General features: G+C 67.0%; 21 protein-coding genes and 1 tRNA gene. 11 read left to right on the top strand and 11 right to left on the bottom strand.

From position 1 onward, the window contains the following. Window positions 1-133 precede the first annotated feature (133 nt). A complete protein-coding gene (locus ACIBK0_RS05885; protein WP_399076021.1) occupies window positions 134-835 on the bottom strand; it encodes a DUF5324 family protein in 702 nt (233 codons plus the stop codon). A gap of 392 nt (window positions 836-1,227) precedes the next feature. Between ACIBK0_RS05885 and ACIBK0_RS05880 the strand changes: the two genes are divergently transcribed. Both ACIBK0_RS05880 and ACIBK0_RS05875 read left to right on the top strand, forming a co-directional pair. Continuing rightward, window positions 1,228-1,761, top strand: coding sequence for a peptidylprolyl isomerase (locus tag ACIBK0_RS05880; RefSeq protein WP_399076019.1), 534 nt, complete (start codon window positions 1,228-1,230; stop codon window positions 1,759-1,761). Window positions 1,762-1,918: 157 nt separating this feature from the next. Then, window positions 1,919-2,827: a rhomboid family intramembrane serine protease gene (locus ACIBK0_RS05875; protein WP_399076017.1), complete on the top strand. Its 909-nt coding sequence runs from the start codon at window positions 1,919-1,921 to the stop codon at window positions 2,825-2,827. A 324-nt stretch (window positions 2,828-3,151) separates the two neighbouring features. Here the strand turns inward: ACIBK0_RS05875 and crgA are convergent, their stop codons facing one another. Beyond that, window positions 3,152-3,406 carry a cell division protein CrgA gene (gene crgA, locus ACIBK0_RS05870; protein ID WP_189187114.1) on the bottom strand — a complete coding sequence of 85 codons (255 nt, stop codon included), beginning with the start codon at window positions 3,404-3,406 and terminating at the stop codon, window positions 3,152-3,154. A gap of 142 nt (window positions 3,407-3,548) precedes the next feature. Between crgA and ACIBK0_RS05865 the strand changes: the two genes are divergently transcribed. The 6 genes from ACIBK0_RS05865 (at window position 3,549) to ACIBK0_RS05840 (ending at window position 8,067) form a co-directional block, all read left to right on the top strand. Next, complete coding sequence (locus ACIBK0_RS05865; RefSeq protein ID WP_399076014.1) at window positions 3,549-4,328, top strand: DUF881 domain-containing protein; 780 nt, start codon at window positions 3,549-3,551, stop codon at window positions 4,326-4,328. A gap of 33 nt (window positions 4,329-4,361) precedes the next feature. Next, window positions 4,362-5,063, top strand: coding sequence for a class E sortase (locus ACIBK0_RS05860; RefSeq protein WP_399076012.1), 702 nt, complete (start codon window positions 4,362-4,364; stop codon window positions 5,061-5,063). 16 nt (window positions 5,064-5,079) lie between these two features. Then, the gene (locus ACIBK0_RS05855) at window positions 5,080-5,298 is read left to right on the top strand and encodes a hypothetical protein (protein ID WP_399076010.1); all 219 of its coding nucleotides are present in this window, start codon (window positions 5,080-5,082) and stop codon (window positions 5,296-5,298) included. Then, window positions 5,295-5,933, top strand: coding sequence for an aminodeoxychorismate/anthranilate synthase component II (locus ACIBK0_RS05850; RefSeq protein ID WP_399076008.1), 639 nt, complete (start codon window positions 5,295-5,297; stop codon window positions 5,931-5,933). Before ACIBK0_RS05855 ends, ACIBK0_RS05850 begins: the two co-directional genes overlap by 4 nt. Next, window positions 5,930-7,228 (top strand): class E sortase, encoded by a 1,299-nt coding sequence (locus ACIBK0_RS05845; RefSeq protein ID WP_399076006.1) that lies wholly within the window; start codon window positions 5,930-5,932, stop codon window positions 7,226-7,228. The genes ACIBK0_RS05850 and ACIBK0_RS05845 overlap by 4 nt, the downstream gene beginning before the upstream one ends. An 80-nt stretch (window positions 7,229-7,308) precedes the next feature. Further along, the gene (locus tag ACIBK0_RS05840; RefSeq protein ID WP_399076004.1) at window positions 7,309-8,067 is read left to right on the top strand and encodes a class E sortase; all 759 of its coding nucleotides are present in this window, start codon (window positions 7,309-7,311) and stop codon (window positions 8,065-8,067) included. A 92-nt stretch (window positions 8,068-8,159) separates the two neighbouring features. On the opposite strand, the gene ACIBK0_RS05835 is transcribed toward ACIBK0_RS05840, so the two are convergent. Beyond that, window positions 8,160-9,200, bottom strand: a complete 1,041-nt coding sequence (locus tag ACIBK0_RS05835) for a restriction endonuclease (RefSeq protein WP_399076002.1) — start codon at window positions 9,198-9,200, stop codon at window positions 8,160-8,162. 153 nt (window positions 9,201-9,353) lie between these two features. On the opposite strand from ACIBK0_RS05835, the gene ACIBK0_RS05830 reads away from it, so the two are divergent. Then, window positions 9,354-9,716, top strand: a complete 363-nt coding sequence (locus ACIBK0_RS05830; RefSeq protein ID WP_399076000.1) for a sortase domain-bontaining protein — start codon at window positions 9,354-9,356, stop codon at window positions 9,714-9,716. 128 nt (window positions 9,717-9,844) lie between these two features. Here the strand turns inward: ACIBK0_RS05830 and ACIBK0_RS05825 are convergent, their stop codons facing one another. The 7 genes from ACIBK0_RS05825 to ACIBK0_RS05795 form a co-directional block, all read right to left on the bottom strand. Further along, window positions 9,845-10,303 (bottom strand): hypothetical protein, encoded by a 459-nt coding sequence (locus tag ACIBK0_RS05825; protein ID WP_399075998.1) that lies wholly within the window; start codon window positions 10,301-10,303, stop codon window positions 9,845-9,847. A gap of 132 nt (window positions 10,304-10,435) precedes the next feature. Continuing rightward, a complete protein-coding gene (gene pknB / locus ACIBK0_RS05820; RefSeq protein ID WP_399075996.1) occupies window positions 10,436-12,418 on the bottom strand; it encodes a Stk1 family PASTA domain-containing Ser/Thr kinase in 1,983 nt (660 codons plus the stop codon). A 170-nt stretch (window positions 12,419-12,588) separates the two neighbouring features. Continuing rightward, window positions 12,589-14,067: a peptidoglycan D,D-transpeptidase FtsI family protein gene (locus ACIBK0_RS05815; protein WP_399075994.1), complete on the bottom strand. Its 1,479-nt coding sequence runs from the start codon at window positions 14,065-14,067 to the stop codon at window positions 12,589-12,591. Next, a complete protein-coding gene (locus tag ACIBK0_RS05810; protein ID WP_399075992.1) occupies window positions 14,064-15,488 on the bottom strand; it encodes an FtsW/RodA/SpoVE family cell cycle protein in 1,425 nt (474 codons plus the stop codon). The genes ACIBK0_RS05815 and ACIBK0_RS05810 overlap by 4 nt, the downstream gene beginning before the upstream one ends. Window positions 15,489-15,514: 26 nt before the next feature. Then, window positions 15,515-17,086: a Stp1/IreP family PP2C-type Ser/Thr phosphatase gene (locus ACIBK0_RS05805; RefSeq protein ID WP_399076066.1), complete on the bottom strand. Its 1,572-nt coding sequence runs from the start codon at window positions 17,084-17,086 to the stop codon at window positions 15,515-15,517. A 90-nt stretch (window positions 17,087-17,176) separates the two neighbouring features. Beyond that, window positions 17,177-17,701, bottom strand: a complete 525-nt coding sequence (locus ACIBK0_RS05800; RefSeq protein WP_399075990.1) for an FHA domain-containing protein — start codon at window positions 17,699-17,701, stop codon at window positions 17,177-17,179. 10 nt (window positions 17,702-17,711) lie between these two features. Further along, window positions 17,712-18,563, bottom strand: coding sequence for an FhaA domain-containing protein (locus tag ACIBK0_RS05795; RefSeq protein WP_399075988.1), 852 nt, complete (start codon window positions 18,561-18,563; stop codon window positions 17,712-17,714). Window positions 18,564-19,101: 538 nt separating this feature from the next. On the opposite strand from ACIBK0_RS05795, the gene ACIBK0_RS05790 reads away from it, so the two are divergent. Next, window positions 19,102-19,185, top strand: a tRNA-Leu gene (locus ACIBK0_RS05790). Window positions 19,186-19,330: 145 nt separating this feature from the next. Here the strand turns inward: ACIBK0_RS05790 and ACIBK0_RS05785 are convergent. Continuing rightward, a complete protein-coding gene (locus ACIBK0_RS05785; protein WP_399075986.1) occupies window positions 19,331-19,984 on the bottom strand; it encodes an FMN-dependent NADH-azoreductase in 654 nt (217 codons plus the stop codon). Between the two features lie 137 nt (window positions 19,985-20,121). Between ACIBK0_RS05785 and ACIBK0_RS05780 the strand changes: the two genes are divergently transcribed. Then, window positions 20,122-20,517, top strand: coding sequence for a winged helix-turn-helix transcriptional regulator (locus ACIBK0_RS05780; protein WP_399075984.1), 396 nt, complete (start codon window positions 20,122-20,124; stop codon window positions 20,515-20,517). The last annotated feature ends 142 nt before the right edge of the window (window positions 20,518-20,659 follow it).

Here is a 20,659-nt window from a genome sequence, read left to right as displayed (position 1 = left end):
CCCCGTCTTATTTGCTCACCCCCCCGCCCGTCCTTTGTTGGGACCAACCCCCTTCTCACCCCCACCACCCCCCGGGGCGGCCCCCACCACACACCACCCCCCCCCCCCACGGCGCTGTTGAGTGAGGTCGCGCTCAGCCGCGGTCGTCGCGCTCCGCCGCTTGCTCCTCGGCCTCCTTGGCCTGGACCTCGGGGTCCAGGTCGGACCGGCCGGTGCCGTCGACCGACCTCAGGCGATCACTCGCCGGAACCTCGGTCGCGGCGGGCGGCTCGACCAGCCAGTCGGGATTGGCCTGCTTGTCCCACCACTTCCAGGCGGCGAAGGCGCCGGCCGCCAGAACTCCCGCGATGGCCAGTCCCTTGGCGATACGGCCGACCCTCGCCCGCCGTTCGTGCTTCCGAACCAGCTTCTGGATCTCCTTCGGCGAGACCTGACCGCGCAGCGCGGCCAGCGCCGCCACACCGCGCGGCGCGGCCTCCTCCCGAACGGGCTGGGCCGCGGCCACCGCCTGCTCGATCCGCGGCTTGGAATAGTCGGCGGCCTGACGAGCTGCCTTGCGCGTACGGGTGGCGGCCTCATGGGCGGCCTGGTCCACCTTCGGCGGCACATGGGTACGGGCCTGCTCAAGGCGCGGCGCGAGATGGGCGTCGTACTGCACTCGGGCCTGTTCGGCGGCCTGCGACACCTTCGGTGCGAGCCGTACACGTGCCTCTTGCGCATAGTGCGAGGCCCTGTCCTTGGCCGTGTCGGCGTAAGGCGCCACCACTTCCGCGGCGTGCAGCACGCTGTCCTTCGCCGAGCCGGTCGCGGCGCGCACGCTGTCGATGCGGGTCACGGGTTTTCCTCCTCCTCGGTGGCGTACGTCGGGGGTTCGGGTACCCCCAATGACACACAGTTCACCTTTCCACCCTTAACGGGATCATGCCCGCCCACGAGGTCCGGAGCATGTGAGGACGGGCATCCGGGTCACCCGTACTGACTACGGGTGACTCCTGAACGGGACCCGGTCGGGTGTCGATCACGTGCAATAGCGGATTAATACGGGGCAACGGGAGCTTGTCGTCGACAATGCCATGGATCGACACGATGCGCCCCCGCCCCGACGGGACTCGCCTGGTTTTGTGTAACCGCGACGCACGGATAGACGCCCAGAGGTGGTGGTCGGGCGACGCGTGGCCCGGTCCGTGCGAGGATCGGGAAGTCAAAGAAGGCAACGGAAGGCAGATCGTGGCTGAGCAGCTCTACGCCACCCTGAAGACCAACCAAGGCGACATCGAAGTCCGGCTTCTGCCGAACCACGCGCCCAAGACGGTCCGGAACTTCGTCGAACTCGCCAAGGGCGAGCGTGAGTGGATCAACCCGCAGACGGGTGTGAAGTCCGCGGACAAGCTCTACGACGGCACGGTCTTCCACCGGGTGATCAGCGGCTTCATGATTCAGGGCGGTGACCCGCTGGGCAACGGTACCGGCGGTCCCGGTTACCAGTTCGAGGACGAGTTCCACCCGGACCTCGCCTTCGACAGGCCGTACCTGCTGGCCATGGCCAACGCCGGCCCGGGCACCAACGGCTCGCAGTTCTTCATCACCGTCTCCCCGACGGCCTGGCTGACCCGCAAGCACACCATCTTCGGCGAGGTCATCAACCCGGCCAGCCAGAAGGTCGTGGACGCCATCGCCGGCACCCAGACCAACCCGCGCACCGACCGCCCCGTCAACGACGTCGTCATCGAGTCGGTCGTTGTCGAGACCCGCGAGGGCTGAGCCCCGACGGCACGCCGGGGCTCGGCACCGCCGAGTCCGAAGGCTCCCGCAGGGAACCAAACGCCCCGTTCATCCGTAAGGATGGACGGGGCGGTGCGTTGCGCACACGGACCCGGCGTCCGCGCGCGAGCCGTCGTACGGAGATTGAGGGGACCCCATGGACCAGGCGCCAGGCAGCCCGCAGGACCCGCGGGATCAGGGACCGCAGGACGCCCGGAGCCTGCCCACTTGCTACCGGCACCCGGACCGCGAGACCGGCATCCGCTGCACCCGCTGCGAGCGCCCGATCTGCCCCGAGTGCATGGTCAGCGCCTCCGTCGGCTTCCAGTGCCCCGACTGCGTGCGCAGCGGCTCCGGCACCGGCCACTCCCCGGCGGCCACTCAGCCCCGCACCCTCGCGGGCGGCACCGTCACCGCGGACCCCCGGCTCGTCACCAAGATCCTGATCGGCATCAACCTCGCCGTCTACCTGGTCCAAATGTCGGTCGGCGACGCCTTCACCGACCGCTTCGACCTGTTCGGACGCGCGTTGCTCTCCGGGCAGCTCCAGGGCGTCGCCGAGGGCCAGTGGTACCGGATGCTGACGTCGATGTTCCTGCACGGCAGCTACGTCCACATCCTGTTCAACATGCTCAGCCTGTGGTGGATCGGTGGTCCCCTGGAGGCCGCCCTCGGCCGCGCGCGCTACCTCACCCTCTACTTCGTCTCGGGCCTCGCGGGCAGCGCGCTCAGCTACCTCCTTGCCGCGCCCAACCAGCCGTCGCTCGGCGCCTCCGGCGCGATCTTCGGCCTCTTCGGCGCGACCGCCGTCCTCATGCGCCGACTGAACTACGACATGCGCCCGGTCATCGCGCTGCTGGCGATCAACCTGATCTTCACCTTCAGCCCGGGATTCAACATCGCCTGGCAAGCCCACATCGGCGGCCTCATCGGAGGCGTGCTCGTCGGCTACGCGATGGTCCACGCGCCGCGCGAGCGCCGGAACCTCACTCAGTACGGGGTGAGCGCCCTGATCCTGGTCGCCGTGGTGGTCGCGACGCTGGTCAGGACCGCTCAGCTCACCTGAGGAAACCCACAGCTCACGTGAGAGTGGGCCCGGCTCACCTGAGGAACCGTTGTTGTCCACAGATCGTGGCGGATCTTGTGCACGCTGTGCGGGAACAGCTGTGCCCCCTGTCGCTGACCCGAGTTTTCCCAGGTCGGACAGGGGGCGAACAGGTTTGCGGATCCCGGTAGGTCAGTCACACCGGTGTCAACCTCGGATGAGTTATCCACAGATCGTCGTTCTTTTTCCACCTGTGGACAACTGCTGTGGATAACTCAGTGGATATCCCTGGGCAGAGCTACTTACCGAACGCTTCCAGGACTCTTCCCGAGCCTCTCCGAGGCGCTACTTCCACTGAGTGGAGACGCCGAACCCCGCCGCGATGAAGCCGAAGCCGACCACGATGTTCCAGTTGTCGAGGGCGTCGATCGGCAGGGATCCGTCCGTCACGTAGAAGACGACGATCCAGGCGAGGCCGATCAGGAACATGGCCAGCATGACCGGTGCGACCCAGCCGCGGCTGGTCAGCTTGATGTTGGTCGCCTGCTTCGCCGGGGGCGGCGTGTAGTCGGCCTTCTTGCGGATACGTGACTTCGGCACGAGGGTCTCTCCTGTCGATGCGCTGCGTGGCCGCGCAGGGAACTGGGGCGGGCTCCGGGGCAGCGTACAAGGGGACACTGAGCGCTCCCCCGGGCGTCCGTTAGCGTAGTGCTTCCGCGGCGCCGAAGGAGATAAGGGTACGTTGAGCAATTCTGCCGACACCCCAGGGACGGGTTCCAGCCCTGCCGGTACGCGTCGTTTCCGTCCCGTACGGGTGCTTACCGCGGCCGTGTTCGCTCTCGCCGGCCTCATTTTCTTCACCAGCTTCAATACGGCCAAGGGCACCAATATCCGCACGGACACGTCCTTGCTGAAGCTCTCCGACCTGATCCAGGAGCGCAGCCACAAGAACGCGTCGCTGGACGAGTCCAACGGCACCCTGCGCGACGACGTCGACGCCCTCGCCGGGCGGGAGGACGGCAGCAGCAAGGCCGAGGACGCCAAGCTCGCCGCCCTGGAGGAGAACGCCGGCACCCAGAAGCTCAACGGCAAGGCCGTCACGGTCACGCTCAACGACGCCCCGCCGAACGCCACGGCCAAGCTGCCCGGCTACCCCGAGCCGCAGCCGGACTACCTGGTCATCCACCAGCAGGACCTGCAGGCAGTGGTGAACGCCCTGTGGCAGGGCGGTGCGAAGGGCATCAAGGTGATGGACCAGCGGCTGATCTCCACGAGCGCCGTGCGCTGTGTCGGCAACACCCTGATCCTCCAGGGCCGGGTCTACTCGCCCCCGTACAAGATCACCGCCGTGGGTGACCCGCAGAAGCTCCAGGACGCGCTCGCCGCCTCCAAAGCGATCCAGAACTACATGGTGTACGTCAACGTCTACGGGCTCGGCTGGAAAGTCGAGGAGGACGGGACGGTGACTCTTCCCGGCTACTCGGGCACAGTGGATCTCCACTACGCGAAGCCTGTGGAGTAGCTGAAGCAGTGCCGCTGGGGGGACCTTGTGTCGGTGCGAGTGGTCGTCAGGACGATCAGCGAACTGTGCATCACCGTCGGCACACTGATCGTGCTCTTCGTGGTCTACGTGCTGTTCTGGACGGGCGTGAAGGCCGACAGCGCGATGGACCACCAGATCGATGTGCTGCAGAAGCAGTGGTCGAAGGGGTCGGTCGGTCAGGAGTCGAAGGCGCCCGCAGAGGGCACAGGTGCCACCGAGAGCCCCAACGCGCCCGGCCCTTACAAGTACGGTGGGCCCTTCGCGGTGATGTACATCCCGCGGCTTGGTTTCACGTGGAACAAGCCCGTGCTGGAAGGCACCGCCACGGGCGTCCTGAAGAAGGGGCTCGGCCACTACAGGGGCACGGCCCAGCTGGGGCAGACGGGGAACTTCTCGGTGGCCGGCCATCGGCGCACGTACGGCGATCCCTTCAAGGACTTTCCGAAGCTGCGCCGGGGCGACGCGGTGGTGCTGACCGATGGGACGACCTGGTTCACGTACCGGATCGACAAAGGTCCTTACAAAACCGTGCCCTCGGACATTGAGGTGATCGACCCTGTGCCACGTAAGTCCGGGTACACGCGGCCGGGCCGCTATCTCACGCTGACCACGTGCGACCCGGAGTGGGGACACAGCCACCGGCTGATCGTCTGGGCACACCTTGATTCCACGCAGCCGGTGGAGGCAGGGAAACCCGGGGCTCTACGCCGTTAGTCTGGTGCAGTACGGCATGAGTCCGGTGGTGTGGGATGTGACTCCGGTGCCGTGGTGCGACGGAAGGGACGGCATGTACGGCTGGATCTGGCGGCATCTGCCGGGGAGTGTGTGGGTGAGGGCGTTGATCTCACTCGTACTGGTCCTCGCGGTGGTCTACGTGCTCTTCCAGTACGTCTTCCCGTGGGCCGAACCACTGCTTCCCTTCAACGACGTGACGGTGGACAACCAGTGAGCGCGCGCATCCTCGTCGTGGACAACTACGACAGCTTCGTCTTCAACCTGGTCCAGTACCTGTACCAGTTGGGCGCCGAGTGCGAGGTGCTGCGCAACGACGAGGTGTCGACGGCGCACGCCCAGGACGGCTTCGACGGGGTGCTTCTGTCACCGGGTCCGGGCGCTCCCGAACAGGCTGGGGTCTGCATCGAGATGGTCCGGCACTGCGCCGCGACCGGCGTCCCCGTCTTCGGTGTCTGCCTCGGCATGCAGTCGATGCAGGTGGCGTACGGCGGTGTGGTGGACCGGGCGCCCGAGCTGCTGCACGGCAAGACCTCGCTCGTGGAGCACCAGGGCAAGGGAGTTTTCGAGGGGCTGCCGTCGCCCTTCACGGCCACGCGCTATCACTCGCTGGCGGCCGAGCCGGAGACCGTGCCGGACGAGCTGGAGGTCACGGCCCGCACCCACGACGGCATCATCATGGGCCTCAGACATCGCGAACTCCCCGTCGAGGGCGTGCAGTTCCACCCCGAGTCGGTGCTGACCGAGCACGGACACCGGATGCTCGCCAACTGGCTGATGGAGTGCGGCGACAAGGTGGCCGTGGCGAGGTCGGCGGGGCTCGCCCCGGTGGTGGGCAGGGCCACGGCGTGACCGCGCTGCGCCCCGAGCGCGACAGCTCCCCCTACGGCGGCGAGGCCGCGTACGGGGGCGCCGACGTGTTCGAGGGCGCGGGCGCCGGTGCGTTCGAGGCGGCGGTCGAGCGGCTCGCGGACCCGCTGACGGATCCGCTGCCCGGGCAGCGGCCGACGGCTCGGCAGGAGGAGTGGTACGACCCGGAGGGGTACGCGCGCGACTGGTACGCGGGGCAGGACCCTGCCCAGCCGCAGCCGCAGCCGCTGCAGCAAACGTCGCCGTCGTACGAGGAGACGTACTCCCCGCCGTACGAGGAACCGGTGGCGATCCCCTACGAGAAACCGGTCGTCGTTCCCCACGAGGAACCCGTCGTCGCGCCCTTGCCGTTGGACGACGAGACGGTGGCGCTGCGTATCCCGGAGACGCCCCGAATAGTGGGAAGCAGCGCGGGCGTGGCGGGGAGCGGGTCCCTGCCCGCGCCAGGAGGCCGTGCGGCCCGGCGCAAGGCGGCACGGCGCCATGGGCGGCGCGGGGGCTCTCAGGAGCCCCAGGAGTCGCAGGAGCCCCAGGAGTCGGCGGAGAAGGCCGCTGAGGCGCCTCTCAGCCGTATGGAGGCCCGGCGGGCGGCCCGGGCGCGGAAGCCGAGTGCCGGCGTCATCGTGAGCCGGGTGCTCGGAGAGGTGTTCATCACCACCGGCGTGGTGATGCTGCTGTTCGTGACCTACCAGCTGTGGTGGTCGAACGTGCGGGCGCACCAACAGGCGGGCAGCGCCGCGCACCACCTCCAGCAGGACTGGGCGAACGGCAAGCGGAACCCGGGGACCTTCGCGCCCGGGCAGGGGTTCGCCATTCTGCACATCCCGAAGCTGGACGTGGTCGCGCCGATCGCGGAGGGCACGAACAAGACGAAGGTGCTCGACCGCGGGATGGTGGGCCATTACGGCGAGGGCGCGACCAAGACCGCGATGCCGGACGCCAAGACGGGCAACTTCGGGCTCGCGGGGCATCGCAACACGCACGGCGAGCCGTTCCGGTACATCAACCGGCTCAAGCCGGGCGACGAGATCGTGGTCGAGACGCAGGATGACTACTACGTCTACGAGATGACGTCGATTCTGCCGGTGACGAGTCCGAGCAACACGAGCGTGCTCGATCCGATACCCAAGGGGTCGACTTTCACCAAGCCGGGCCGCTACATCACACTGACCACCTGCACGCCGGAATTCACCAGCAAGTACCGGATGATCGTCTGGGGCAAGATGGTCGAGGACCGGCCGCGCAGCAAGGGCAAGCCGGACGCGCTCGTCAACTGAGCGCACGGCAGCACGTCGTCGGCCGAGAGCACGACGGCACGTGAGACAACCTGAGACAGACCAGACGGGGCAGATGCACAGTGGCAGCGAGGACCGACCACGACGAGCGTGCCGAATCCGCGGCCGGGGCCGGATCGGCCGCGCCCGCACCGCGACGCCGCGGCTCCGGCCGCGTCGCGATGGCGGTCAGCGTCTTCGGCGAACTCCTCATCACCGCGGGTCTGGTGCTCGGCCTGTTCGTCGCCTACTCGCTCTGGTGGACGAACGTCGTGGCGGACCGCGAGGCGCACAAGCAGGGTGACAAGGTCCGCGACAACTGGGCGCAGGACAAGGGCGGCCCGGGGGCGCTGGACACCAAGGCCGGCATCGGCTTCCTGCACGTCCCGGCGATGAAGAACGGCGAGGTCCTCGTGGAGAAGGGCACGTCGACCAATGTTCTCAACAACGGCGTCGCCGGCTACTACACCGACCCCGTCAAGGCGTCCCTGCCGATGAACGGCAAGAACGGCAACTTCACCCTCGCCGCCCACCGCGACGGCCACGGCGCCAAGTTCCACAACATCGACAAGATCGAAAAGGGCGACCCGATCGTCTTCGAGACCAGGGACAAGTGGTACGTCTACAAGGTCTACGACATTCTCCCGGAGACCTCGAAGTACAACGTCAAGGTCCTTCAGCAGGTCCCGAAGCAGTCCGGCAAGAAGAAGCCCGGCCACTACATCACGCTGACGACCTGCACGCCGGTGTTCACGTCCCGGTACCGCTATGTGGTGTGGGGCGAACTGGAGCGCGTGGACAAGGTGGACAGCGACCGGACGCCGCCGAAGGAACTCAGTTAGCGTGACGTGTTGTCACGCCTAACATGAGCTGGGCCCGAAGTCGCAACTTGCCTTTGCGACTTCGGGCCCTCTTCGTTCGTTCCCTGTGTGCCCTAGCGCAGGGCCTTGAGACGCACCCCGGCGCTCCACGCCTCCAGCTCGTCGCGGTTTACGGTGATGATCCCGCTCAGATCAGCGATCGCTTGCGCTTCGCTGCTGAAGTTGGAGGTGGCGACGAACAGGGCCACATCCACGGGGCTGATGGTCCGTGCGGCGCCGGCGAACTTCTGCATGTCGGCGCTTGGAACGGACGAGCGGCCCTCGCGGTTCTTGCACTGGACAGCCACGGTACGTCCGTCGGGCATGCACGCCGTGACGTCGATACCCCGGTCACTGCGGGCCTGCCGTACGACGACCTCTGTGCAGCCGTCGCGACGCAACAGGTCGGCGACATGACGCTCGAACGCCTGCCAGGTCATGGCTTTGATGGACGCCCTGACGGCATCCACAGGGGCTTCTCCTTCCAGGCCACTGATCCGTCGGTGATGCCAGCACAGCTTGCGCTCGACGTTCTCGATGTCGTCTCGGAGCGCGATGAGTTCGCGACGGTGTTCGCCCGAGGTCTCGATGAGGGCGTTGAACATCGGGACGACGGTTTTGCCGAGTACGTGGGCGATGCGTTCGTCGATGTGGTCGTCGAGGGAGACTCTGTCCGCGCGAGCAGAGTTGTCCACAGGCTGCGTACGCGCTAGGTACTCCATGTCGAGGAGGTACTCACGCACCTGACGTGCGACCTCGCTGTCTCGGAGCAGCATGGCGGCGTTGAGGACCGCGCGGCGCGACCAGAGAGCCAGGCTGGAGCGCCGCTGTGGATAACCTCCGGAAGAAAAACTCAAGTTGAGTTCCTGAAATTCCCGCAGGTCAGAGCCACGAAGTACGCGCAGTCCGTTGGAGGCGAGCTCTTGCCGATGGCGGCTGAGCAAGTTATTGATCACTGTCTCTGCGACTTCGAAGTACGTCGCGACCATAGCCGTGGTCACATGCATACCGTCCGGCAGCAGCGACAGCGCCTTCACTCTGTCGAGCGCTTCCGTGCGCTCCAGGGTGCTGTCCCGCAGGGTCTTCGATTCCAGGAGAGCCGCTTCGTTGATCACGTTCTGCCCCGTCTACTTGTGTCGTGGCCGTGTGGCCAGGGCGGAGCTCTGTTTCCCCACCCCAACCCTTTAACGAAGGGGCATGTGTGAAGATGTGGCCGGGCTTCGCATGAGTGGTCGATCAACTGTTGCGCGGAGCCAGAGCCTGGCGCGATGAGGACGCCGTCAGCTTCCCCGAGACGGGTGGGCTGTCTGATCGCAGGACGTCGCGACGGCCACGGCGCGAAGTTCCACAACATCGACAAGCTCGAAAAGGGCGACCCGATCGTCTTCGAGACCAGGGACAAGTGGTACGTCTACAAGGTCTACGACATTCTCCCGGAGACCTCGAAGTACAACGTCAAGGTCCTTCAGCAGGTCCCGAAGCAGTCCGGCAAGAAGAAGCCCGGCCACTACATCACGCTGACGACCTGCACGCCGGTGTTCACATCCCGGTACCGCTACGTGGTGTGGGGCGAACTGGAGCGCGTGGACAAGGTGGACAGCGACCGGACGCCGCCGAAGGAACTGCGCTGAACGACAGCCCTCCTGCGAGGAGGCAGTCATCCCTACGATGACGAAGGCCCGAAGCCGCAATTCCCCTTGCGGCTTCGGGCCCGGTGGCTAACGCGCTTTATTCGAGTTGTTCAGTCGTATCGCGCGGATCAGCTGATGACGTTGTACTTGAATCCGCTGAACTTGTCTCCGCTCTTGATGAGCGAAACCCGCACCCCGACCTTGATGTTCTCGGGAACCTTGCTCGGGAAGCACTGGTAGGTGTGGGAACCGCCACCCTGAGTGGTGTGGAGCTCGGCAAGAGTCTCGTAGGTGCTCATGCGGAAAACGTGGATCTCGACGTTGTAACCGTCCTTCTGGTTGTCGTAAACCGTCAGGCAGTCGCCGTCGTGACCGAAGGCTCCCTGGCCACCGGGATCCCAGTCGGTCGTGTAGACCCAGCCGCTGTTGGTTCCCGCGGAAGCTGTTCCCGACGCGAGGAATGCCAGAGAGCACGCGGCGCCGAGTACGGTCAGAATTCGCTTTTTGATTTTTCTACCCCCGGATCTGGTCGGGCGGAGACTTTCCCGCCCGACCCAGACATTATCAATGGGCGAGAAGTTGATCAACTTTTTTCCGAGGGCTTACTCGCGTGTGGGACACCGGGCATGCGGGACGCCGGACATGAGAAAGGCCCCGGCACTCTTCAAGAGTGCCGGGGCCTTTCTATCGGCTGCCCGAGACCAGTCCTTGGTGCGGGCCTATCCGGTGGTGCCGCCGAAGATGTTCGTACCGCCGTTGTCGTTGCCACCGTTGTTCTGACCCGTAGTGGACAGATTGATCACGGTGCCGACGGCAACCGGCTGGTTGGCGCCGGGGTCCGAGGCGATCACGAAGGCGTTGTCGTCCTGGGAGCCGTTGATATTGCCGACCGTCAGACCCAAGTCTTCCAGGGCCTTCCTGGCGTCCTTGAGGCGCTGGCCGGTCAGGTTCGGCACCGTGACCTGTTGCTGCTGCGCCGCCTTGCCGATCTGGATTTGCACCTTGGAGCCGGGGTCGGCCTTGTTGTTGGCCGCCGGGGTCGTCTGGATGACCTTGTCGACCAGGTTGGGGTCGTTGGTCTCGACCTCGGTGCATTCGCCGACGAGGTTGTTCTGCGTCATCTGCTGCGTCGCCTGGTCACAGGTCTTGCCGGTGACGTCGGGGACCGTGACTTGCTTCTTCGCCTTGGCGACGGTGAGGGTGATCGTCGACCCCTTCTGCACCTCGTCACCGAGATTCGGGTCCTGCTGCAGGACGGTGTCCGGGTCCTCCGTGGACTCCTGGTACGTCGTCTCGACGTTGAACTGGTACTTGTCGCCCTCGAGGATCTGCTTGGCCTTGTCCAGCTTCTTGCCGAGAACGCTCGGCACCGCCACCTTCGGCGCCCCCGTCGACACCACCAGATTGATCGTGTCGCCCTTCTTCACCTGCGTCCCCGGGACCGGGTCCTGGGAGCAGACGTTGCCCTTGGGTTCCTTCTCGCAGGGCTTCTTGGTGGTCGACAGCGTCAGATCGCGGTTCTCCGCCATCTTCTTGGCGTCGGTCAACGTCTGGCTGACGAAGTTGGGCGCATCGAACGAGTCGTTGCTCGTGCCCCCGCCCCCGAACGCCCACTTCCCGATCAGGATCGCGCCGACGAGGACCAGGATGCCCGCCACGACCAGCAGGATCGTGGAGGTGTTGTTCTTCTTCTGGCGGCGGCGGTCGGGGCGGTCGTCGTAGCCGTAGCCGCTGTCGTCCGGGTTCATCGGGGGGAGCATGGACGTGGCGCCCGCGTCCGTGGAGCGCAGGGCCGTGGTCGGCTGGTCGTCGGGGTAGCCGCCGTAGCCGACCGAGCCCATGGCGGCGGTGGCCGCGACGGGCTGGCCGTCGAGGCAGGCCTCGATGTCGGCGCGCATCTCGTCGGCGGACTGGTACCGGTAGTCCGGGTCCTTGACCAGGGCCTTCAGGACGATCGCGTCCATCTCGGGCGTGATCTCGGGGTCGAAGACGGAGGGCGGCTGGGCCTCCTCCCGTACATGCTGGTACGCGACCGCGACCGGGGAGTCACCGATGAAGGGGGGCCGGACCGTCAGCAGCTCGTACAGCAGGCAGCCGGTCGAGTAGAGGTCCGAGCGGGCGTCGACCTGCTCGCCCTTCGCCTGCTCCGGCGAGAGGTACTGGGCCGTGCCGATGACCGCGGCTGTCTGCGTCATCGTCATGCCGGCGTCGCCCATGGCGCGGGCGATGCCGAAGTCCATCACCTTGACCTGGCCGTTGCGCGTCAGCATGACGTTCGCCGGCTTGATGTCGCGGTGGACGATGCCGTTGCGGTGCGAGTACTCGAGCGCCTGGAGGATGCCAATGGTCATCTCCATGGCGCGTTCGGGCAGCAGCTTGCGGCCCGAGTGCAGCAGCTCTCGCAGCGTGGACCCGTCGACGTACTCCATCACGATGTACGGAATGGAGGTCCCGTCGATGTAGTCCTCACCCGTGTCGTACACGGCGACGATCGCGGGATGGTTGAGCGAGGCGGCCGACTGGGCCTCCCGGCGGAACCGGGCCTGGAACGACGGGTCGCGTGCGAGGTCCGCCCGCAGCGTCTTCACCGCCACGGTGCGGCCGAGCCGGGTGTCATGCGCGAGGTAGACCTCCGCCATGCCACCACGGCCGAGCACCTGGCCCAGCTCGTACCGGCCGCCGAGGCGACGCGGCTCTTCCATAGCTACCTACCAGCCCTCTCCGTCGGTCCCGACCGCACCTTTGTGTGGTCCGGCGGTGTGCTGTCCGGGCATACCGTACCCGGCTCCGCTTCTGTGACCTGGCCAGAACCGTCACCCGATACAGGACCGGTATCGCAACGTGCACCGATGTGAAGGGGACGTGAGCGGGGTCACTTCTTGCTGTCGATGACTGCCTTCATCACGTCCCTTGCGATGGGGGCGGCGAGGCCGCCACCGGAGATGTCGTCACGGTTGGCGCTGCCGTCCTCGACGACCACGGCCACGGCGACCGGCGAGCTGCCGTCGCTGAGCTTGGCGTACGAGATGAACCAGGCGTACGGCTTCTCGCTGTTGTCGATGCCGTGCTGGGCGGTGCCCGTCTTGCCACCGACGGTGACGCCCTGCTCGTTGATCTGGGCGTTTTGGCCGGTGCCCGACTTGACCACCGTCTCCATCATCGACTGCAGGACCTGTGCGTTCTTCTGGGAGAGCGGCTGGCTCAGCTTCTGCGGGTCGGTGTGCTCGATGACGTCCAGGTTGTGGGTGCTCAGCTCGCTGACCATGTACGGCTTCATCAGCGTGCCGTCGTTGGCGACCGCGGAGGCCACCATCGCCATCTGCAGCGGGGTCGCGGCGGTGTTGTACTGGCCGATCGAGGACAGCGCGGTCTGCGACTTGTTCATGCCGTCGGAGAAGACCGAGGCGTTGGAGCGGACGGGCGTGAACTGCTCGGAGCCGAAACCGAACTTCTTGGCCTCTTCCAGCATCTTGTCGTTGCCGAGGTCCGAGCCGACCTTGCCGAAGACGCTGTTGCAGGAGACTCGGAGCGCGACCCGCAGGGTGGCGTTCTTGCAGGGAAGGTTGCCCTCGTTGGGCAGCACGGTCGTGGTGCCGGGCATGGTCCACGGGTCCGGCGAGTCCGTCTTGGTGTCCGCGTCGGGGACCAGCCCGTTCTCCAGGGCAGCGGCGGCCGTGACGACCTTGAAGGTGGAGCCCGGCGGGTAGGTCTCGCGCAGCGCCCGGTTGAGCATCGGGTCGTCGGGGTTGTTCTTCTTCTGGAGCCTGTTCCAGGCCTTCGTGTCCGTGTCGGTGCTGTTGCCGGAGAACGTCGACGGGTCGTACGACGGAGTGGACGCCAGCGCCAGGATCGCGCCGGTCTTCGGGTCGATCGCGGCGACGGCGCCCTTCTTGTTGCCCAGCCCCTGGTAGGCGGCCTTCTGCGCCGCGTCGTTGAGGGTGGTGACGACGTTGCCGCCCTGCTTCTTCTTGCCCGTGATCATGTCGAGGGTGTTGCGGAAGAAGAGCCGGTCGTCGTTGCCGGTGAGGATGCCGTTCTCGAGGTTCTCCAGCTGGCTGGTGCCGAAGGCCTGCGACGCGTAGCCGGTCACGGGCGCCCACATCGGGCCATCCTTGTACGTCCGCTTGTACTCGAAGTCACTGCCCGAGGTCTTCGTGGACCCGGTGATCGACTTGCCGTCCACGATGATGTCGCCGAGTGGCTGGGCGTATCGCTCGATGGCGACGCGGCGGTTGTGCACGTTGCTCTGCAGGTCGTCGGCCTGCACGTATTGGAGCCAGTTGTCGCGGATGAGGAGGGCGAGGACGAGCAGCCCGCAGAAGATCGCGATCCGGCGCAGGGGCTTGTTCACGGGCGGACCACCTGGGTCATCTCGGCGTCGGGGTTGGGGGCGGGGGCAGGCGCGGGGCGGCGTGCCGTGTCGCTGATGCGGATGAGGATGCCGATTAGGGCCCAGTTGGCGATCACGGAGGAGCCGCCGTACGCGACGAACGGCATCGTCATGCCGCTCAGCGGGATGAGGCCCATGACGCCGCCCGCGACCACGAAGATCTGGATGGCGAAGGCGCTGGAGAGGCCTACGGCGAGCAGCTTGCCGAAGGGGTCGCGGGCCGCGAGCGCCGTGCGGACTCCGCGCTCCACGACCAGCCCGTAGATCAGCAGGACCGCCATGACACCGGCCAGCCCGAGTTCTTCGCCGAAGGTGGCGAAGATGAAGTCGGAGTTGGCCGCGAATCCGATCAGGTCGGAGTTGCCCTGGCCGAGGCCGGTGCCGAGGACGCCGCCTGAGCCGAAGGACATGAGCGACTGCGCGATCTGGTCGCTCTGCGCCATCACCGACTTGGAGAAGGGGTGAAGCCAGGCGTCGACACGCTGCTGGACGTGCGGCTCGAAGCTGGCGACGCCGACGGCGCCGGCCGCCGACATCAGCAGACCGAAGACGATCCAGCTGGTGCGCTCGGTGGCGACGTACAGGACGACGACGAACATGCCGAAGAAAAGCAGCGATGTACCGAGGTCGGTTTCGAAGACGAGGATGAGCAGGCTGATCGCCCACACGGTGATGATCGGTCCGAGGTCACGGCCGCGCGGCAGGTACAGGCCCATGAACCGGCGGCTGGCGAGTGCGAGTGCGTCTCTCTTCACCATGAGGTAGCCGGAGAAGAAGATCGCGATGATGATCTTCGCAAACTCACCGGGCTGGATCGTGAATCCGCCGATGCTGATCCAGATCTTGGCGCCGTTGACCGCGGGGAAGAACACCGGTGCGACCAGCAGTACAAGCGCCACGACCATGGAGATGTATGTGTAGCGCTGCAGGATCCGGTGGTCCTTGAGGAACGCGATGATCAAGGCGAAGAACGCGATGCCGAGTGCCGAGTACATCAGCTGTTTGGGGGCGTCCGGGCTGAATCCGCCGAACAGGGTCTTGGCGCGTTGCTGCAGCCGGGGCGACTGGTCCAGACGCCAGATGATCACCAGGCCGAGCCCGTTCAGCAGCGTCGCCAGCGGCAGCAGCAGCGGGTCGGCGTACGGCGCGAACTTGCGTACGACGAGGTGGCCTACTCCCGCGAGCAGGCCGAGGCCGAGGCCGTAACCCAGCAGACCCGACGGCACGGAGCCGTTCATCGCCAGGCCCACATTGGCATAGGCGAACACCGGGATGACGACGGCGAACACCAGGAGTGCCAGCTCGGTGTTGCGTCGACTCGGTGTGCCGATCGAGCCGATCGTGGACGTGTGGTGCGTCGGCGTGTTCGTGCTACTGCTCATCGTGTGACAGGGCCCCTCACGGCTGCTTACTGCTTACCGCACAGCGAGACCAGCTTCTGCTCTTCGTCGGAGAGGCTGGGGCCGGGTGTGGGAGTGGGTGCGGTCGTGGACTTGGAGGACGACGGTGCCGAGTTCGTCGGAGTCGGCGTCGGGCTGGACGTGGCCTTGGACGTCAGGGAGGTCTTTGTGGTTCCCGTGGTCCCGCCGGCCTGGCCTTCACCGGTCTTGGAGTTGTTCTCGCTCTCGGCGGCGCGGCGCTCGGCGTCCTTCTTGCACGCGGATGCCTGTACGGCGAGCTCGTCGACCTTCGACTGCGCGTCGCTCAGGCCGCCTTCGGCGATGGTCGCCTTGACCTGCTTCTGCTGGTACGGCGGCAGGTACTTGAGTTCGATCTCGGGGTGGTCCTTCTCCACCTTCGAGAGCGAGACCCAGGCCAGGTCCTGGCTGATGCCCCGGTACAGCGCGACGTGCTCGTCCTTGGTGCCGACGTAGTACTGCGTCTGCGTCCAACGGTAGCCGCCGTACAGGCCGCCGCCGATGACGGCGAGCGCGAGCGTGATGTAGAGGGATCTCTTCAGCCACTTGCGTCCGGCGCGCGGTTTGACGAAGTCCTCGTCGGAGTAGTCGCCGAAGCCACCCGTGGGCACATAGCCGGTGGTGTCGCCGCTGCCGGGCGGGCCGAACTCGCCGCCGCCACCCTGTCCGGGCACCGGACGGCCGAGGCTGGAGGCGCGGCCCGCGGGTGTCTGCATGGCGCCGTTGTCGTGCAGCTGGTGCTGGTTCTCGGCGACCGCACCGACCACGACCGGAGTGTCGGAGAGCTGCCCGGCGAGGGTGTCCCCGGAGTCGATGTCGAGGACGTCGGCCACGATGACCGTGATGTTGTCGGGGCCGCCGCCGCGCAGCGCGAGCTGGATGAGCTCCTGCACGGTCTCCTGCGGGCCCTGGTAGCTGGCGAGTGTGTCCTCCATCGTCTGATGGGAGACGACCCCGGACAGTCCGTCGGAGCAGATCAGGTACCGGTCACCGGCGCGGACCTCACGGATGGAGAGGTCGGGCTCGACGTGGTCGCCACTGCCCAGCGCGCGCATGAGCAGCGACCGCTGCGGGTGTGTGGTGGCCTCTTCCTCGGTGATGCGTCCCTCGTCGACGAGGCGCTGCACCCAGGTGTGGTCCTGCGTGATCTGCGTCAGTACGCCGTCCCGCAGCAGGTACGCACGCGAGTCGCCGACGTGTACGAGACCGAGCCGCTGGCCCGTCCACAGGAGCGCGGTGAGGGTCGTCCCCATGCCTTCGAGCTGGGGGTCCTCCTCGACCATCATCCTGAGCTGGTCGTTGGCACGCTGTACGGCGGTGCCGAGCGAGGTGAGGATGTCGGATCCGGGCACGTCGTCGTCGAGCGCGACGATCGTGGAGATCACCTCGGAGCTGGCGACCTCGCCGGCGGCCTGGCCGCCCATCCCGTCGGCGATCGCGAGCAGGCGGGGACCGGCGTAGCCCGAGTCCTCGTTGCCCTCGCGGATCATGCCTTTGTGCGATCCGGCGGCGAAGCGCAGTGACAGACTCATGCGCACCTCGCCCGTCGGCTCCGGGTACATCCGCACGGTGCCCACCCTCCGGTCGGGAGCGCGCCGGGGCCCGTCGTGTGGACCGCCGTTGCGTGCTCGCTCCGCTCGCTCATTGTCGTACTACTTCCGCAGCTCGATGACGGTCTTGCCGATGCGGATCGGCGCGCCCAGCGGTACGGGCGTGGGAGTCGTCAGCCGGCTCCGGTCGAGATACGTGCCGTTGGTGGAGCCGAGGTCTTCGACGATCCACTGGCCGTCCCGGTCCGGGTAGATCCTGGCATGCCTGCTGGACGCGTAGTCGTCGTCCAGCACGATGGTGCTGTCGTGCGCGCGGCCCAGCGTGATGGTCTGCCCCTGCAGGGCCACCGTGGTACCCGTCAGGGTGCCCTCGGAGACGACCAGCTTGGTGGGGGCGCCGCGGCGCTGTCGGCCGCCGCCGCTCGGTGCCGCCTGCTGGCGCTGCTGCGGCGGCGCAGCGGGCTGGCGCGCGGCCTGCTGCGGCCTGTTGGCGTCCCGGCGCGAGCCGCGCTGTGTGACGCGCGTTCCGAACAGGTCGCTGCGGATGACCTGCACGGCCACGATCACGAACAGCCACAGTACGGCCAGGAAACCCAGCCGCATGACCGTGAGGGTCAGCTCTGACATTGCCCCCGCTTCACCCTTCGGCTTGCCGGTAAATGATGGTGGTGCTGCCCACGACGATCCGCGAGCCGTCGCGGAGCGTAGCGCGGGTGGTGTGCTGCCCGTCCACCACGATGCCGTTGGTGGACCCGAGATCCTGGATCGTCGAGGGCGTTCCGGTCCGGATCTCACAATGCCGGCGCGAGACGCCGGGGTCGTCGATCCGCACGTCGGCTTCGGTGCTGCGGCCCAGCACCAGCGTCGGGCGGGAGATCTGATGGCGGGTGCCGTTGATCTCGATCCAGTGCCGCATACGGGCGCCCGACTGCGGGCCGGCCGGGGGGCGTGCGCCCATCGGCTGTCCCATCGCGGCCGGGCCCGGCCGGCCACCGGGCGGCGGCGCGGACGGCATGGGGGGCGCGGCCGCGGGCGGATAGCCGTAGCCACCCTGGCCGCGCGGAGCCGCCGGAGCGGGGCCCGCGGGGGCGCGCTCGGGAGCCTGCTGGTTGCTGGAGGAGGCGAGCGTACGGCTGCGTACCCGGTACAGACCGGTGTCGAGGTCGTCCGCCTTCTCCAGGTGGACCTTGATGGTGCCCATGAAGGTGTAGCGCTGCTGCTTGGCGTAGTCGCGCACCATGCCGGCGAGCTCGTCGCCGAGCTGGCCGGAGTAGGGGCTCAGGCGTTCGAAGTCCGGCGCGCTCAGCTCCACGATGAAGTCATTGGGGACGACGGTCCGGTCCCGGTTCCAGATGGTCGCGTTGTTGTCGCACTCCCGCTGGAGCGCTCCCGCGATCTCCACGGGCTGGACCTCGGACTTGAACACCTTGGCGAAGGTGCCGTTGACCAGACCTTCGAGACGCTGCTCGAACTTCTTCAGGACTCCCATGGGGCACCTCCTCCTTCGTAGCCGTCCTGGTACAGCTTGCTGTTGGCTTCGTGGTCCTGCGGGTCTTGCCGACCCCGCTGGTCCTGCGGGTCTTGCTCGTACTGCTTACTGATCGTATCCACGCGTCGGGAAATCGGCTGGTTCCCCCTGTCGGCCCGGTCGACGGGTTGTCGACGCCTTCCGAAGTCCCCTCCCGAGGTTCCCTCCGGGACACCTCTTCGAACTCCTCCCGGCAGTACTCCTGCCAAGGATCGTAGAGGCGCCCCACAACCAGTGTCCCGCACCTGACCGTGCGTCCCGTCCGGCTCCTGGGGAGATGCCCGGGACCGGTACGAGGTTGATACGTGAACCGGTTCTGGCTGAGACGTACGACGTGCGCCGACGTCGGTACGGGGGACGTGGCCTGCGTGGGAGCCCTGCCGGGCGCGGCCGCGGGGCCGCCGGAAAGGGATGTGATTCCACCCCTGGCAGCGTGCTAATCTTCTCGATGTCGGCAGGCGCTCGCACCAGTTGGTGGGAGACGGACGACACACCCAATGCGCGGGTGGCGGAATAGGCAGACGCGCTGGATTCAGGTTCCAGTGCCCGCAAGGGCGTGGGGGTTCAACTCCCCCCTCGCGCACAGCTGGAAGCCCCGCAGGTCTTCGGACCTGCGGGGCTTTTGCGTTGTCCGCGGGGCGGCGGGTGCGCCGTGTGATCATCCGGGGTGAGGACAATCACACGGCGCGGGTGGGGTGGTGCCGGACCCCCGCCGGACAGGCGAGGGGTTACGCGGCGAGGCGCTCCGCGAGCTCCTTGGCCTTGGCGGCCGCGTCGTCGAGGGCCTTGCTGCGGGAGGCCTCGAAGAGGGGGACCAGCTCGGACATCGCCGGGTTGTGCGGCGCCATCGTGAGCTCCGGGACGATGAAGTCGACGTCCAGGGCGAGCATGTCGCGCAGGAGGGCCTCCAGGTAGTTCTGCACGTACTCGTAGCCCTCGCGCGGGGTGCCCGGTGCGTAGGAGCCGCCACGGCTGGCGACCACGGTGACCGGGGTGCCCTTCACCTTCGACTCCTCCGCCATGGCGGTGCGGCCCATGAGGACCACGTTGTCCAGCCATGCCTTGAGGGTCGACGGGATCGCGAAGTTGTACATGGGCGCGCCGATCAGGATCGCGTCCGCCTGCTCCAGCTCCTCGATGAGCCGCACGCGGTCGGCGAATGCGGCCGCCTGCTCGGGGGTGTGGGTGTCCGGTGCGGCGAAACCGGCGGTGTGGGCGTCGGCGGTGATGTGCGGCACGGGGTTCGCGGCGAGGTCGCGGTAGATCACCGTGCCGTCGGGGTGCTGCTCCTCCCATGCCTTGCGAAAGGCGTCCGTCACCGCGCGGGAGGCGGAAGCGGAGCCCGGGAACACGGACGAGTCGATGTGAAGGAGGGTGGCCATGGGGTTCTCCGAACAAGCGGGTGTGAGTGGGTCGTGGAACCGGGGCCCGGGGTGGGCTTCCGTTTCGTACTCGACTAGAGATAACACAGCTACTTACTTTTTTTCATCCCCCTACGAGGACGCAGTACTCTGAACCCATGGCGGAACTGGGAAGCCACGAAGCGGGGCCTTGTCAGAAGGTCGACGACGGCATGACGCGCGTCTTCCAGCTGCTCGGAAAACGCTGGACGGGCCTGGTCGTGGCCGTTCTGCTGCAACGGCCTGTCCACTTCGCCGAGCTGCGCAGGGCGATCCCCGGCATCAGCGAACGGATGCTCTCGGACCGGCTCACCGAGCTCGGCGCGGCCGGACTGGTCGTGCGCGAGGTCGACGAAGGGCCTCCGCTGCGGGTCTCGTACCGGTTGACGGAGGCGGGAGCGGCACTGGAACCCGCGCTCAAGGAGCTCGGGTCCTGGGCGGAGAGGTACCTGCCGGAGAGCGGGCCGTGCCCGGGGGAGCTCCGGAAGCATGCCGGTGCTTCTGTGGCTGAGTAGCCCCGGTGCTCCCGTGGTTGAGCAGTCCGGCACTCTTTCTCGCTGAGTAGTCCGGATCTCTGTGGCTGCGGAGTTGTCCACAGGGTCTGACGCGTTTCGGCGACCGGCTGTACGGTCAGCACGAGTTGATGTTCGTGCACGG

Origin of the sequence: Streptomyces sp. NPDC050564 (assembly GCF_044457265.1) — a bacterium.
GTDB lineage: Bacteria > Actinomycetota > Actinomycetes > Streptomycetales > Streptomycetaceae > Streptomyces.
Note: the sequence above shows the minus strand (reverse complement) of the source record. Positions and strands in the feature narration are given on the sequence as shown.